The sequence below is a fragment of the Bacillus sp. PAMC26543 genome (assembly GCF_014250375.1).
Lineage (GTDB): Bacteria > Bacillota > Bacilli > Bacillales > Bacillaceae > Bacillus > Bacillus halotolerans.
Genome location: NZ_CP060193.1, coordinates 2,723,792 through 2,739,697 on the forward strand (window position 1 = coordinate 2,723,792; position 15,906 = coordinate 2,739,697).

Genomic DNA, 15,906 nt, shown 5'->3' on the forward strand with positions numbered 1-15,906 from the left:
CAGCTATTAACTGCAGCTGTTTATGTTAGGTTCTCCAACTGGTCCCGGGTCACACATCTTTTTTTTGGCAATAAAAAAACACCGCAAATGCGGTGTTTAATTATCCGATAATCACTCTTTCCTTCGGATAATGGTAATTTGCTTCAATTTCTTTTCTTCCGATCAGATAAAGGAAAGTCAATATTCCGATCCGCCCGATAAACATTACGATCATAATGACACATTTTCCTACGTTGCTCAAATCAGCGGTAATGCCAAGGGACAGACCAGTCGTTCCAAAGGCCGAACATACCTCAAACAAAAGCTCCAGCAGAGAATGCTTTTCTGTCACTGTTAGGATCAGTGTCGCTCCAAAAACGAGCAAAATCGCCATCATTGTGACAACAAGAGACTTCATCAGATCTGCTGGGTGCAGCTCCCGTTTGAATACTTTTACCGCTTTATTGCCGCGTGCAAAATGAAACAGCGCAAGCAGATTCAAGGCAAAAGTTGTTGTCCTTATGCCTCCCCCGACTGAGCTTGGTGACGCACCGATAAACATCAGCGCGCACATAAAAAACAACGTGGGATCCGACAGCTGGCTGATATCAATTGTTGCAAGACCGCCGCTTCGGGTAGCTGTTGATTGAAACAAGGATAGAAACAAAATATCATGCCATGCCTTTCCTGCAAACGAGTGGCTTGCTTCCAGCGCATAGATGCCGATGGCGCCAAACACTACGAGTGAGCCAAACATAATGGTCGTGATTTTTGTAAAAAGCGTAAACGGATATCTCCGATGCTTTGAAAACAAGAAGTCCTTTACTTCGACAAGCACCGGAAAGCCGATCGCTCCGAATATGATCAAAAGCATCGTAATAAACTGCACAAAATAATCATGGCGGAATGGAACCATGGAATTTCCTGTTATATCAAACCCGCCATTTGTGGTAGCGCTGACACTTGCAAAAAACCCGTGTAAATAAGCTTCCTGAAAGGAATCATAGTAGGTTAAAAAATAAGTGCCAAGTATGATTCCTCCAAAAAATTCAATCCACAATATAAGAAAAAGAACCTGCTTCATTAAATTGACAATACCCGAAAACTGGGATTGGTTTTGGTCTACCATAATCAATTTCCGTTCTTTAAGGCCGATTCTTTTTCCCATGATCAGCCAAATAAACGTTCCGAGCGTCATAATCCCGATTCCGCCAAATTGCAGAACGAATGCCAAAATAAAAATGCCTGTAGTGCTGAATGTATCAGCTGTATCCACAACCGTCAGCCCCGTGACGCTGACTGAACTGACAGCCGTAAAAAGCGCGTCAATAAAAGTCCAATCCGCTCCCTGCTTATGGGCAGCCGGCAGGCTCAGCAATATCAGGGCCACAGTTACTGCGAGAAAGTAATATAATGCAATCAGCTGGGCCGGAGATAATGCCTGTATCAATTTTCCAAGCTTTACTCTCATGTGAAATCCTTCTGCCTCTCTTTTAAAGTACGGTAATTATTCTAAAGATATTAGATCCATTTTTAAAGGCTTTTGCGAAACATTTTCTTAACTTGCATATTTTTTTATTATTTTAGTCAAAGTGAAACAGAAAAAAAACCTCTGAGGGTTCTCAGAGGAAGGATGTTTTTATTTTATTTTGCTTCTAATCGTCTGATTCTTTCATCTAAATCAGGGTGAGTAGAGAAAAGCGATGACCGCTTCTTGCCATTAATCTTTAGTGTTTGGACAGCTGTCTGATCTTCTTCCATGATGCGGGAAGAATAGCTCTTAAGCGTTCGAAGAGCATGAATCATCTTATCCTTGCCGGCAAGATCCGCTCCTCCCCGGTCAGCATGGAATTCACGGTGGCGTGAATACGCAAAAACAACGAGGCTTCCGAGAATTGAAAAGACAATCTGAAATACAATCATTGCGATAAAATGAACAATCGGAGCAAGATCTTCCTTAACAAAGCGGCTCGCGATCCATGCAGCGATCCGTGATAAAAAGACGACAAAGGTATTCACAATACCTTGTAAAAGTGTCATTGTTACCATATCACCATTTGCAATATGAGCGACCTCATGGGCAAGCACGCCTTCAACCGCAGCATCATCCATTTGATCAAGCAGGCCTGACGACACAGCGACAAGAGAGCGGCGTTTTGAAGGGCCAGTCGCAAACGCGTTCACTTCGGATGAGCGGTAAATTCCGACCTCCGGCATCTTCGTTAAGCCGGCAGAGCGGCTTAATCTATAAATACGGTCAACCAATTGCTGCTCTTCATGGCTAAGTGTATGTTTCTCCGGATTCAGCACTCTGACGCCCATCATTGTCTTTGCCATCCATCTCGACATCGCAAGAGACGTAAAGGAACCGACAAAACCGACGACTAAACTGAATACAAGAAGCGCAATAGGATCTATACCGCCATCAGCTGTAAAGTACGTCCCAACTCCAGTGACAGAGCTTATGACAGATAAAACAATTCCGATCGTTGTAAGCACCAAAATATTCGTTAAAATAAACAGAAAAATTCTTTTCGCCATAATAACCTCCGTTATTTTTAAGATCAAATGAACCTGTATATTTAAATTATAAAACATCTGTTTGAAAATGCAAGGATTTAGACGTATGATGTTAATGTATTGCTGACGCTTTAATAGTGCATTTATACATAGAGATTATATCCGCGTCAAATTGTCTTGAAGAGGTGAACAATGAATATTTTTAAACTCACTCGAATTGAGATGGTACGGCTGCTCTATTCCCTTAAAGGCCTGGGAGACATTAGCCCGCTCGACATCCTCGTTAAATCGGCAAATATGTCAGCGGAAGAAGCGGCAAGCCATCTTCAAATTCCAGAATTTCTTACAAGATATGAACGAAAAAAACAGAAAAAAGAATACGGCCTGTCAACCAACGAAATCGTTGAGCTTGGCAATTTATGCGAGCTGACTTCGTTAAAGTCAACCGCGATTCAAAATTGGGTGAAACGCGATATCAAAGACCTCATTGGCCATCCTGAGCTGGGTAAAAAGTATTCAGTTGAACAGGCAGTGATTCTTTTAATTGTACGTGACCTAAAATCCATTTATGACTTTGAACACATACGAGCTATCTTAAAAGTTGCTTTTAACACCATCTCAGACAGATCGGATGATGTCATCAGCCCGTTAGCGTACTATGAAAGCTGCGCGCATGTGCTGCATGCCATTTATCACCAAGATACTCCTTCCATGAAGGAATCAAACCTCCAGCAGATTGTCGAACAGGAAACAGACCTTCTTCGTCACCATTTTGAAGAGCTGAGTGACGCCCAATGGGTCAAAATCAGGCAGATTATTGCCATTACAGTTCTCTCCATTTTGACGTTCCATATTCAGGCGACCGCGAACAAAATGACCGCTGACATACTGTAATCAGGAGGTACCCCCGGCAAATTGCCGGGGGTTTCTTATTCCCCCACAACAATTGCCAGCATAAATAAACCTCGTACATTTCAAACTAAATACGCGTTAAGAATTTCTTAATAGAAAAAGGAGATGAAAAAAGATGGCGAGCAGAAATAAACTCGTTGTTCCAGGGGTGGAGCAGGCACTAGACCAATTTAAACTTGAAGTGGCTCAAGAATTCGGTGTGAACCTTGGTTCTGATACAGTTTCACGCGCTAACGGCTCTGTAGGCGGGGAAATGACAAAGCGTCTGGTTCAGCAGGCACAATCACAGCTAAATGGCACAAATAAATAAACTCAGGACTCTATTCGCCGGGGGCACTCGGCGAATCTTCTGTTTGAGCTGATTCATTATTGCTGCTGTAGCCATTTGGGTTACGGTGGTAAGAAGCATTATCCCGATTAGATGAGGAATGATCCTTTCCTTTTTCACCGTTATTCCAATTTTTGCGATTTTTGCTATTCTGTTCACCATTGTCTTCTTCTTCATTTCCGTTATCTTGAGGAACTTGTGTAGGGGTTTGCTCAGTATCCCCATCTTTTTCAACTTTCGTGTTTTCATCTGATTCCTTTACATCTTTATTCTGTTCACTATCATCATTCTGCGTGTCAGTTGTATCTTCTTTCTGTGAATCCGTATCATCCAGCTGTTCATTTTCTCCTTGTTTGCTGTCCTGATCGTCTGTCTGATTCGTGTTTTCTTCCTCGTTGCCGGTATTTTTTTGATCCTCTTCCCCGGATTTTTGGGAATCTTCATTTGGATCTTTCATGTTATTCTTTTCATTCGATTTTATGTAGCTGCCTGTTGATACGCCTTCCTTTTTTGCTTTTTCTCTCGTTTTCATATCTGTTTCGAGAGATTCCATGCGGTATGTCGTTTTATATTTTTCCGTTACATCATTCAGCTGTTTTTTTACTCCTGATTTATATGTATCGTCATCCGTATTTTCATAAACAGTGGAAATCAATATTTCTTTCGATTCCTTTACATATCCATGCTCGCTGCAATCCGTAATAATATCGTCTATCACCTTTTTAAAATCAGTCTCCTCCCAATCATCGATGTCACTGATAACCTTCTTGCCGTCATCATTTAAGGGCGTCAGTTCGATCACTTCGTAATCGCTGTTTAACGCCATTTCGAAGCTTGGATTGATATCTATTGTCATATACGCATAGGCCTTGTCATTAGAGAAAACGGGGAGAATAATAAAAATAAAAAGCATAATAGCAGTCATCGAAAAAATCCCCATTTTGAAAGGGCGCAGTCTTAAAACATCAAAAAAGCTGGCCCTTCTGCCCATGCGTGTCTCACTCGGAAGCATGATTTCTTCTCCGATTTCATATGTTTGGCGATCATTTTTTGCTTTTAAAAATTGTCCGTCAGGGGTCAGCAACGTGACGAATTTTTTATTTTTCTCTACTATGATCCCTCTTCTCATGAGTGCAGCACCCCTTTAAGATAATCTTTTAAATAAATATAATCACCGGTAATGATAATGCACATTGCAATGATATATTTTCTGTTTCGCTCAATCGTTTTTCTGCTTACTGAAACGAGCTGTTCGAGCTGTTTAACAGGAAGCTGTTTCTTCGTATAAAGAATCGCAGCTAATTCTTCATGCTCGACAAGGGTGAGCGCCACCTTTATGGCGTTTTGCCTTGCGTCCGCATGCTTTGGAGAATGTTCAAGCAGCTCTTGAAATGAAAGACCGTAGTCTCTGAGCTGCTTTTGAAAATACAGAATTTCCTCCCGCCTCTGTTCCTGTTCTATCTGGCGGCGGTATTCATCAATAGAAAGCTCGGCTTCAATCAGGCTTTGAGAGGATTCCTGATCGTCACCCTCCTGTAAATCCATATTAATATTTTGAGCGGTTCTTGCTTCTTTTCTAATGTAATCAATGACTTTTCTTTTTATAATAAGCTCTGCGAATGCGAGCAGCGAATTTCCTTTTTCAGGTGAGTACTTTTCAATAGCTTCGTTAAATGCAATCAGTCCGATGCTGAACTCATCGTCTTTTTCATCTATATATCGTTTACAAACGGATGAAACCGTTTTTGCGATAAATGGCTTATATTGCTGTATCAACTCGTTTTGCAGATCTTTATTGCCTTTTTGTATGCTTTCAACAGATTTTTCAAGCGTTTGCTTCTTTTTTCCCAATTTAAACAAAAGGCTAAGCACTGGTTTCACCTCAGTTTCTCCCTATAACTACTCATTAATGATAGCTAATTTGATAGGGAATCGCAAAGGAGAAAAAGAAATATTGATTTCCAATGTCTCAATTATGACAATCCATTCTCACGTACTATACAGGATTTCGTGCCTTTAAAGAGAATTTTGGGGGTTTTAAAAGAGGTTTTTGTAACAAAGCTGTTATAAAAATGTTATTTTATTTCGTCTGTGAAAACGCTTCAAACATGAAAAGACTCTGCTTTTCAGCAGAGTCTTTATGATTAAGCCCTTTCTTGGCTTCTGTTATTTTGTTCGTTTTGTGCGTCTTCTGCCTGTTTTTTTGAGCCTGACATAAACCAGCCGCAAACTGCGATCGCCGCTAAGACACCCCAGAAAATCAGCTTCCATGTCCCTGAGTGGATAAAGTGCGAGGACACTAAGGCGATGTCATCATGTGCGAGTGTATATAAAGCAAGCTTTACCCCGACCCATCCGACAATAACAAAAGCTGCTGTTTCTAGGCTTGGACGTTCCTTTAAAAGCTTAACAAACATCGATGCCGCAAACCGCATAATCACCAGTCCGATAATGCCTCCGGCCAAAATAACGAAGAATTGTCCTCCATCAAGTCCGCCGATCTTTGGAAGTGAAGTTCCCGGCAGCGTAACGGCCAGAGCGACTGCCGCTAAGATGGAGTCAACAGCAAAAGCGATATCTGCCAGTTCAACCTTTAATACAGTCGGCCAAAATCCGCTTTGCTTCGTCACCTTATGATTGTCTTCTTTCTTAAATACATATCTTTTGAGCAAGTGGCTTGCTGCAATATACAGCAAGTAGATCGCGCCAATGGCTTGAACCTGCCATACGTTCACCAAAAAAGAAATAGCGAATAAAGAGCCAAATCGCAGAACAAAGGCGCCTGCCAGCCCATAAAACAATGCCTTCTTTCTTTGCTCCTCCGGCAAATGTTTTACCATAACCGCCATCACTAAAGCGTTATCGGCGGCTAAAATACCTTCCAGCCCGATCAAGACGAGAAGAACCCAACCATACTCCAATAATAATGCTGCATCCATAAATGATACCCTCCCAAAAAAGTTGTTTTCTTTCTCTTCATCCGATCTTATGCCGGCCGGACATGCAAAAAAGACCTTTGCCGACATAAGGCAAAGGTCTTGCTAGACATGAATTCAGGCATGCCAACAAAGCCGATGGATATCACTATCCATGAAATGACGACTTTGTTTCCGGAACATTCCGGACGCTACTCCCCTTTGGGATTTCAAGAAATATCATATTATATGTCAATGATATGCGGAGCGAGCTTATTTGTCAACGCTTATTTTTTAAAAAAACTGAAAAATGTTCAGACTGCATTCGTTTTTTCCTCTTCTTTATCAGTAAATAAAGAACAAACAAGATCAAAATGGCGATCCCGATCGGAAGCATATATTGGTCTAGAATAGAGCCAACGTCTTTCCAATTTTCTCCGAGCTTCACACCGAGATATACATAAACAAATGTGATCGGCAGCATGGCGATAAACGTGTAGAGAGAAAACACCCAGACATTCATTTTTGCGATGCCGCATGGTATGGAAATCAGTGTGCGGATCCCTGGCAGGAAGCGGCCGCTGAAAGCGACAAAACCGCCATGCTTTTTAAAAAAATCATCCGATTTGTCAAGAGCCTCAGGCTTTATAAAGAGGTACTTTCCGAAACGTTCAAGGAACGGCCTGCCTCCATAACGCCCGATCCAATACAGGGTGAGCGGACCGGCGACTCCTCCTAATGATCCTGCCAGAACAGCGCCGGCAAGCGTCATGTCACCTTTCGATACCCAATAACCTGCAAGCGGAAGGACAATTTCGGCCGGAATAAATTCAATACAGAGCGCCAGAAAAATTCCGAAATAAGATAAGCTTTTAAATGCTTCTATCCAGGACATAACCAATTCTTCGATCATCTTCACTTCCCTTTTCCCTGATCTATGTATACACATTTTTGTTTTTCACTCAAAACATCAAAATGATTTTAACATATTTTTGACGGTCAGCAGAACTAAAAACAGAGAATCTTCATTTCAAGCGTTTTTCTGACAATTTCTCCAGGCATATAGACTGAAATTCTTTAGCTGACAGCCGATATTAAGGAGAGTCAACAAGACTGGAACACACGGGGGAATCTCCATATGGAATTACACGCAACGTATAATACAACACTCATATGTTTATCTATTCTTATTGCTTGCGCAGCATCGTTCACCTCCCTTGAACTTTCAAGAAAAGTCACCATTCATACAGGATTAAAAAGCAAGGTATGGCTGATTGCAGGCTCTATCATTATGGGCTTTGGGATTTGGTCCATGCATTTTATCGGCATGATGGCTGTTCATACGGAGATGCCGATGCATTATGAACTGGCGCCTTTAGTTGCCTCGATTGCAGCTGCTGTTTCTGGATCATTTGTTTCTTTATATATCGTCAGCCGTTATATCCTAACCTTTTACAGGCTGCTTACAGGATCGGTGGTGCTGGGTGCATCGATTTCGTCTATGCATTATATCGGAATGTCTTCCATTTCCCGGGTAATGATGATGTATGAACCGCTGCTTTTTACATTATCCATTGTCATTGCCATTGGAGCTTCTTTCGTCTCACTAAAGATTTTCTTTGACTTGTCCATAAAAAAACCTGCAGACCATTTGCTGATTTATAAAATAATCAGTGCCTTAATAATGGGAATTGGCATATCGGGAATGCATTATACAGGAATGATGGCCGCTACATTTTATGAGGATGTTGCACCTCCCGACCATCATATGGAAGTCCATACATTCGATTGGTCTATTCTGATTGCCTTAATCGTCTTCTGTATTCAAACGTTATTATTATTCAGTTCTCATGCTGATCGAAAATTCATGAAACAAAATGAACGCATGAAGGATAACGAACAGCGGTTTCAATCTTTAATCATTCATAATATTGATGCGATCTTTATCCTGTCATTAAAAGGAGATATTATTTCTTCTAATCATGCTGGTGAGGATATGATGAATAATTTCGGCCTAAACCATCAAAATTGGAATCATTATATGTCGCCAAAAATCAATGCGCTTTTTAAGCAGGTCAAAAGCGAAAAACAAGCCATTAACAGCGATACCAATCTTATGACGGACAAAGGCCAGTTTCATTTGAATATTACGTTTATTCCTGTTGAGGTGAACCAAGAACTGGACAGCATATATGTCATCTGTAAAGATGTGACAAAACAGTACAGGGCCGAAAAAAAAATCCATAGAATGGCTCATTACGACTCACTTACAGATTTACCCAACAGAAGACATGCGATCTCCCATTTAACAAAGGTCTTGAATCGCGAGCATGCCTTGGATTATAACACCGTGGTATTTTTCTTAGATTTGAACCGGTTTAAGGTGATAAATGACGCATTAGGCCATAATGTGGGCGATCAGCTGCTCCAGCTCGCGGCTAAACGGCTTTCATCCGTTATACCGGATAATGGATTTATCGCACGGCTTGGGGGTGACGAATTCATTATTATTATGACTGACGCCAATACCGGAACGGGAGAAGCCGATGTGTTGGCTAAAAAAATCATTCAGCAATTCAAAAAGCCATTTAAAATTCAGGAACACACCCTTATTACATCCGTCAGCATCGGAATTGCGATTTCTCCTAAAGACGGAACAGACGGCCCTGAATTGATGAAAAAAGCAGATATGGCAATGTATGCGGCCAAAGAGCGAAACAAAAGCAAATACAGATACTACTCTTTCTCAATCGGCAATAAAGAAACCGTCAAGCTTAATCAAGAAATGGAGCTGAGGGAAGCGATTGATAACAAAAGATTTGTCTTGCACTATCAGCCGCAATTCAGTACAAGAGATCAAAAAATGACAGGTGCTGAAGCGCTCATACGCCTTGTCACTCCCGACGGCAATCTGCGTCCGCCTGGAGAATTCATCGGTGTTGCCGAAGAAACTGGCCTTATTATTGATATTGGAAAGTGGATTATTGATGAGGCGTGCAGGCAGGCAAAAGTGTGGCACGACAAAGGATTTGATCTTTCTGTCGCCATTAATATTTCCGCCAGACAGTTTCAATCGGAGGAACTGATTCCGCTCATCAAAAATACACTTTCTAAATACATGCTTCCCCCTCGCCTTCTTGAAGTTGAAGTAACAGAAAGCATGACTATGGATAATCTTGACCACTCCAAAAAGGTTCTATCTTCTTTAACCAAATTAGGCATCAGGATCAGCATTGACGATTTTGGCACGGGGCATAGTTCTCTAAGTTATTTAAAGGACTTTCCGATCCACAGGCTGAAAATCGATAAATCATTCATCGATGATATTCAGACACACCCAAAATCAGAACAAATTACAGGTGCCATTATTGCCATGGGCCATCAGCTGTCTTTACAAGTCATTGCCGAAGGCGTGGAAAACTCCGGTCAAAAACAGCTGCTTGACGAAAAAGGCTGTGACCATTTACAGGGCTTCTTTTTCAGCAGGCCGATACCGCCCGAACAGCTTGAACACTTGATATTGAACCAGCCGCCGCGTTAACAGCGCTGGCTGTTTTTTTATACCCATAAGTTACTACACATGAATCCCCCTTCTCATCTCCACAATAATGAAAAAAAGGGGTTCATCGATATGCATACAATGTGGAAGGGATCCATCAGCTTCGGTTTGGTGAATATCCCCATCAAGCTTTATGCCGCCACAGAAGACAAAGACATCAAACTGCGAAGCCTTCATAAAGAAGATCATGCGCCAATTAAATATGAAAAAATGTGCACCAACTGCGAAAAAACGCTCAGCCCTGACGAAATTGTGAAGGGATATGAATACGTAAAAGGAAAATATGTCGTGCTGACTGATGAAGATTTAAAAAGCTTAAAGCAGGAGCATGAAGAGAAAGCGGTTGAAATTGTCGATTTTGTTCAGCTGCAGGAAATTGACCCGATATATTTTAACCGCTCCTACTTTGTCGGACCCGGAGATAACGGCACGAAAGCCTATACTCTTCTTCGCGAGGCGCTTCGATCCACCGGAAAGATCGGTATCGCCAATATGACGATCAGGTCGAAACAGCAGCTTGCCATTCTCCGCGTATATGAAAATTGCATCGTAATGGAATCCATCCATTATCCCGATGAGGTCCGTAGTGCTGCCCACGTACCCGGAGTGCCTGATCAATCAAATGTAAATGATAAAGAATTGCAAACCGCCATTACTCTGATAGATGAGCTGACAACTGAATTTCAGCCGGAACAATATGAGGACACGTATCGAAAAGCCTTGCTGCAAAGAGTCAATGATAAGCTGGAAAATAAAGAAACAGCCGTCACTCCTGACAAAGCGCCTCCTCGTGAGGATGTGATCGACCTGGTCAGCGCACTTCAAGCCAGCATCGATCGAACCAAAAGGCCGAATCGGGAAAAACCAGCGGCAGCACCAGCCGAAGGCGGAGAACCGAAAGGAGCCGGAGAAAAAAAGCAGAAAACCACTAGAAAAAAAGTCTCCGGCACATCATAACCAATGGCGTTTACCATGCAGCCCGTCCTTACTGCGTCACCTCCAAAAGGAGCGGAATGGCGTTACGAAGTAAAATATGACGGGTTTCGCTGTATTCTCCGCATTAATACGTCAGGCGTGACATTAACGAGCAGAAATGGCTTAGAGCTTAACAGCACCTTCCCTGAAATTGCTAACTTTGCCGAAACTGCTTTTCAGCATATAGAAAAGGAACTTCCATTAACACTTGACGGAGAAATCGTGTTTTTGGCGAATCCATTCCGTTCAGATTTTGAACATATTCAAGTGCGGGGACGTTTGAAAAGGCCGGATAAGATACAGGAATCCGCAAACTCTCGGCCTTGCTGCTTTCTCGCATTTGACCTTTTGGAACGAAGCGGACAAGATGTATCGACTTATTCCTATACTGACCGAAAAACATCGCTGCATGAGCTGATGTCTGCTGCAAAGCTTCCGGCTGAGCCAAATCCTTATGCAAAGGAAACCATTCAGTATATCCCCCCCTACCAGCACTTCGATCCGATTTGGGAGAAGGTAATAAAGTATGACGGAGAGGGAATTGTAGCAAAAAAAATCAACAGCAAATGGCTCGAAAAAAAACGGTCATCTGATTGGCTGAAATATAAAAACTTTAAACATGCCGATGTTTGTATCACAGGATTTAATCCTCACAATGGATTTCTGACGGTTTCTGTGTTAAAAAACGGTGTAATGACGCCTGTCGCCTCTGTATCACATGGGATGAGCGAGGAAGAAAAAAATGCAATACGCGCGATTATGGAACAGCACGGACATAAAACAGCATCAGGTGAATATACGCTCGAACCATCGATCTGCGCTACTGTCCAGTACTTAACGATTTTACAAGGCACGCTTCGAGAGGTTTCGTTTGTCAAATTTCAATTTCAAATGGACTGGACCGACTGCACCTTTGCACAGCTTGTGCGCCGCTCAAAGCCGGTTCATCCAAAACTGCAGTTTACAAGCCTGGATAAAATCATATTTGAAAAGCATAAAAAAACAAAAGAAGATTTCATCCAGTATATGATTGAAATCAGCGACTACCTGTTCCCGTTTCTCAAAGACCGTGCTGTCACGGTTATTCGCTATCCGCACGGATCAAGGGGCGAATCCTTTTTCCAAAAAAATAAGCCGGATTATACACCGGACTTTGTCCAATCCTTTTTTGACGGTAGCCATGAACATATTGTCTGTAAGGACCTGTCCACCTTATTGTGGCTTGCCAATCAGCTCGCTTTAGAGTTTCATGTTCCTTTTCAAACGATTGCAAGCAGAAGGCCGGCAGAGATTGTCATTGATTTAGATCCCCCGTCCCGAGATGACTTTCTGATGGCTGTTCAGGCAGCAAATGAACTCAAACGGCTCTTTGAATCCTTCGGCATCACATCGTATCCGAAGCTTTCCGGCAACAAGGGGATTCAGCTTTACATTCCCTTGTCACCAGAAGCATTTACGTACGAGGACACACGCCAATTTACACAGCTGATTGCCGAATATTGTACCAATGCATTTCCAGACCTATTTACAACCGAACGCCTGATCAAAAACAGGCATGGAAAATTGTATCTCGATTATTTGCAGCATGCTGAAGGAAAAACGATTATCTGCCCCTATTCCACCAGGGGAAACGAGCTTGGCACCGTAGCGGCGCCGCTGTATTGGCACGAGGTGCAGCCATCTTTGACACCGGCGATGTATACAATCGATACCGTCGTTGACCGGGTCAAGAAACACGGATGCCCGTTTTATGAATTTTACCGCATTCCGCAGGATGAACCTCTTGCCGCTATTTTGAATCAGCTGAAGAAAAAGAGCTGACTTATCCGGTCAGCTCTTTTTGTTGTTTCAACTGTATTTTTTCTCCAAACGCTCACTTTCCTGGCGCTGCAGCGGGCTCAAGGGTTCATTATACAAATCGATATCCACCGCATATTTCGGCCGTCTTTTCACTTCAGAGAAAATCGTTCCGATATATTCGCCGATAATCCCGATTCCCATGAGCTGCAATCCGCCCAGAAACCAAATAGAGATGATGAGAGACGCCCAGCCCGCATTTGTGTGGCCAAGCATTTTTTGAATGACTGCGCCAATCCCCGCCATGGCGCTTACCAAAAATAATAGAAAACCCAAAAGCGTAAAAAAGCGAATCGGGGCCACACTGAAGGATGTGATTCCGTTAAATGCGAATGAAAGCATTTTTTTCAGCGGATATTTCGTTTTTTCCGGCAAAACGTTCTTTGCGGTCATACAAAACTTCGGCTGACCTGAAGCCGATCATAGGAACGATGCCCCTTAAAAACAAATTGGCTTCCGGATAGCGCGCGAGTTCTTCAAGCGCCCTTTTATTCATTAAGCGAAAATCGGCATGATTGTAAATTAACTTAATCCCAAGCTTATTCATGAGCCGGTAAAACCCTATAGCGGTCGTCCGCTTAAAAAAGGTATCGGTTTTCCGGCTGCGGCGCACGCCGTACACGATTTCAAAACCATCGTGATATCTCAGCATAAATTCTCTGATAACAGAGATATCATCCTGCAGATCGGCATCAATCGAAATCACGCAGTCTGATTTTTGCTTTGCTTTATGCAGACCTGCTAAAAGCGCTTTTTGATGTCCGACATTGCAGGCTAATTTTAATCCGGTTACCTTCTTGTTTTTCACACTTTCCATGGCAATCAAAGACCAGGTGCGGTCTTTGCTGCCGTCATCAACAAATAAAATTTTACTGTCTTCGGATATCATTTTTTCTTCCATTAAGCTGTTTACAACCTCCGTCAGCTGACGGCTTGTCTCTTTAAATACTTCCTCTTCATTGAAACACGGAACGACGATGGTTAACACTGGCTGTGGCTGTTTCAATCGATATCCTCCTTATTTTGTTTCGTATAAATAAATGCGCCAGGCGGAATCTTTATGGTCAAATGTTTTCACGAGCGCCAGGTGGTTTTGGTCAGCGTTCATGATGGGAACCGAAGAAAAAATATATTGTCCGCCCATTTGTTGAAACACATCTGTATTTAATTCAAGATGATTGATTGTTTTTTTCGAATTCTTTTTAAAGTCATATCGTTTGCCAAGCTCATCGACGAACAGATAGCAGCGGCTCCCCCATTCATCAAAGTATCGTTTCAATTGGGCGTTTTTTTCTAGCTCTTTTTCAATGATTTTTCTAAATTCATATTTATATGAGAGCGGGTACAGGTTGTTATATGTATCTAAGGTGTAAAAACCGTTGTATTGGGCAATAGACGGATGCAGACCGATACTCGCCACCCTGTACGAATCTTGCGGGCGCCCGATATACTCCTTAATTTCTTTAAATTGGTCAGACGCGTAAAATTCACGAAACGTCGGCGCGTTGTAGTGAACGCCATACGTATACTCCTCATTAAAAGGCGCAAGGACCATCAGCTGCGCAGTAACTGCCGCATACACAAGCCATCGCCACTTTTTCCCCATCCGCCAGATGAGGTACAAAGCGAGCGCAAAACTCATGTAGATCACCAGCGGGCGCAAAAAATGAAAACGGGCAAAATTAAATTCGGCTAAAAATGCAAATTTCTGCTTTGGAACAGCCCATATTTTGTTGAACCAAAACGCATACCACAGTGACAGCGCATAATTCAGCACGCAGAGAAAAAGATAAACGTTTTCTTCCCTTGTCCGATTTCGTTTGAACAGCACAGCAAAAAAGACGAGTAATAAGATTGGAAGAATCACAACGGTATGAACTGTCATGACATGGTTATGTCCGTAGACAAAGTTTTTGACGGACAAACGCAGAGAGTGCCAAACATCATGCCTTGAAGAAATAAATTCAATCCGGTGCATCGGCGCGTGTGAAATCAACATCGAATAGACAAGCCGGTACTCGACAAATAGATAAATACTTGTCATAAAAGCGATGCTGCCTAAGAAAATGAAATTCCATTTTCTTTTTGTGATGACATCATACAGCCAGAAGCATGCCATCCCAGCCAAGAAAAAGAAGAAGCCTAATACAAAGCTTGAATACAACGGCAGCAAACCGAGCGTCAGCCATTCTCTCCATGAGATATCCCCTTTTCGGATATTCAAAAAAGCCCACAGCGCCAAAGGGTATCCAAGCGTGCTCAGCATTCCAGAAGGCCAAAAAGGCGTTAAAGCAAATGCGAGCGATACGCCAATTCGGATCAATGCCGCTTTCTGTTCGGGAATCACATGTTTCTTCAGCAGCACATACATTCCGAAGAAAGCGACAACTCTCGTAATGGTCTGGCTTACCGCATAGGCGGTCATAGAAGAAAACAACGCGTGCAGCCAAACAATTCCGCTCCACTCAGTGCCGAACGCATCCCGTGGCAGTCCGTTAATGATTTGCGGAATGGCAGCATCAACTTTGCCGATGATTTCTCCGCTGTCGGCCAGCACCTTGTACCAAGCGATATTGGAATCCAAATTATCGTGTACGCGAATATGGGCGTCTTCCTTCAAAATAAAAAGCGGGGAGACATACAGCAAAAGGAGAAATAAAGCCATCAAAAGATAATATGTTTCTTTTTTGTGTTGTCTTAATCGTAACATCCCTAACACATCCATCTGTTATTCTGACTTCTATTGGGCATGATCTGCCTCACCTGTCAAAATTTATTATCCCTTTTCCCTTCTAAAACATTCATCAAATGACAATCCTTTCTGCATTTTTCAAACTGGTCTTCAACCCATTAATTCCCGC

11 protein-coding genes and 2 pseudogenes are annotated in these 15,906 nt (G+C 42.4%); 5 read left to right on the forward strand and 8 right to left on the reverse strand.

What is annotated here, in order from left to right; genetic code table 11:
• Window positions 1–100: 100 nt before the first annotated feature.
• Together ktrD and htpX are read right to left on the reverse strand one after the other, a co-directional pair.
• Window positions 101–1,450: a Ktr system potassium transporter KtrD gene (gene ktrD, locus H7F27_RS13640; protein ID WP_095713444.1), complete on the reverse strand. Its 1,350-nt coding sequence runs from the start codon at window positions 1,448–1,450 to the stop codon at window positions 101–103.
• A 173-nt stretch (window positions 1,451–1,623) separates the two neighbouring features.
• A complete protein-coding gene (gene htpX, locus H7F27_RS13645; RefSeq protein ID WP_185848016.1) occupies window positions 1,624–2,520 on the reverse strand; it encodes a protease HtpX in 897 nt (298 codons plus the stop codon).
• A 171-nt stretch (window positions 2,521–2,691) separates the two neighbouring features.
• Here htpX and H7F27_RS13650 point away from each other — a divergent pair, with 171 nt between their 5' ends.
• Both H7F27_RS13650 and sspD read left to right on the forward strand, forming a co-directional pair.
• Complete coding sequence (locus tag H7F27_RS13650) at window positions 2,692–3,393, forward strand: DUF1836 domain-containing protein (protein WP_024121150.1); 702 nt, start codon at window positions 2,692–2,694, stop codon at window positions 3,391–3,393.
• A 133-nt stretch (window positions 3,394–3,526) separates the two neighbouring features.
• Complete coding sequence (gene sspD, locus H7F27_RS13655; RefSeq protein ID WP_010333988.1) at window positions 3,527–3,721, forward strand: acid-soluble spore protein SspD; 195 nt, start codon at window positions 3,527–3,529, stop codon at window positions 3,719–3,721.
• A 10-nt stretch (window positions 3,722–3,731) separates the two neighbouring features.
• Here sspD and H7F27_RS13660 read toward each other — a convergent pair whose 3' ends face one another.
• The 4 genes and pseudogenes from H7F27_RS13660 to H7F27_RS13675 all read right to left on the reverse strand — a co-directional run bounded on the left by H7F27_RS13660 (window position 3,732) and on the right by H7F27_RS13675 (window position 7,603).
• A complete protein-coding gene (locus H7F27_RS13660) occupies window positions 3,732–4,868 on the reverse strand; it encodes an anti-sigma-I factor RsgI family protein (protein WP_185848017.1) in 1,137 nt (378 codons plus the stop codon).
• Window positions 4,865–5,620 carry an RNA polymerase sigma factor SigI gene (gene sigI / locus H7F27_RS13665; protein ID WP_024121148.1) on the reverse strand — a complete coding sequence of 252 codons (756 nt, stop codon included), beginning with the start codon at window positions 5,618–5,620 and terminating at the stop codon, window positions 4,865–4,867. Before sigI ends, H7F27_RS13660 begins: the two co-directional genes overlap by 4 nt.
• 263 nt (window positions 5,621–5,883) lie before the next feature.
• Window positions 5,884–6,800 (reverse strand): annotated as a pseudogene (locus tag H7F27_RS13670) (TerC family protein).
• Between the two features lie 134 nt (window positions 6,801–6,934).
• Entirely contained in the window at window positions 6,935–7,603 is a 669-nt protein-coding gene (locus tag H7F27_RS13675) for a DedA family protein (protein WP_185848019.1), read from the reverse strand.
• A gap of 189 nt (window positions 7,604–7,792) precedes the next feature.
• Between H7F27_RS13675 and H7F27_RS13680 the strand changes: the two genes are divergently transcribed.
• From H7F27_RS13680 to H7F27_RS13690, 3 genes are read left to right on the forward strand one after another with little or no spacing between them, the layout of a single operon-like run.
• Window positions 7,793–10,195 carry a bifunctional diguanylate cyclase/phosphodiesterase gene (locus H7F27_RS13680; RefSeq protein ID WP_142367101.1) on the forward strand — a complete coding sequence of 801 codons (2,403 nt, stop codon included), beginning with the start codon at window positions 7,793–7,795 and terminating at the stop codon, window positions 10,193–10,195.
• Between the two features lie 39 nt (window positions 10,196–10,234).
• On the forward strand, window positions 10,235–11,170 hold the full coding sequence (locus H7F27_RS13685; protein WP_081638290.1) for a non-homologous end joining protein Ku: 936 nt from the start codon (window positions 10,235–10,237) through the stop codon (window positions 11,168–11,170).
• A gap of 3 nt (window positions 11,171–11,173) precedes the next feature.
• Entirely contained in the window at window positions 11,174–13,009 is a 1,836-nt protein-coding gene (locus H7F27_RS13690) for a DNA ligase D (protein WP_185848020.1), read from the forward strand.
• Window positions 13,010–13,036: 27 nt separating this feature from the next.
• Here H7F27_RS13690 and H7F27_RS13695 read toward each other — a convergent pair.
• Together H7F27_RS13695 and H7F27_RS13700 are read right to left on the reverse strand one after the other, a co-directional pair.
• Window positions 13,037–14,051 (reverse strand): annotated as a pseudogene (locus H7F27_RS13695) (glycosyltransferase family 2 protein).
• Between the two features lie 12 nt (window positions 14,052–14,063).
• A complete protein-coding gene (locus tag H7F27_RS13700) occupies window positions 14,064–15,755 on the reverse strand; it encodes a DUF6044 family protein (protein WP_024121141.1) in 1,692 nt (563 codons plus the stop codon).
• Window positions 15,756–15,906: the final 151 nt, after the last annotated feature.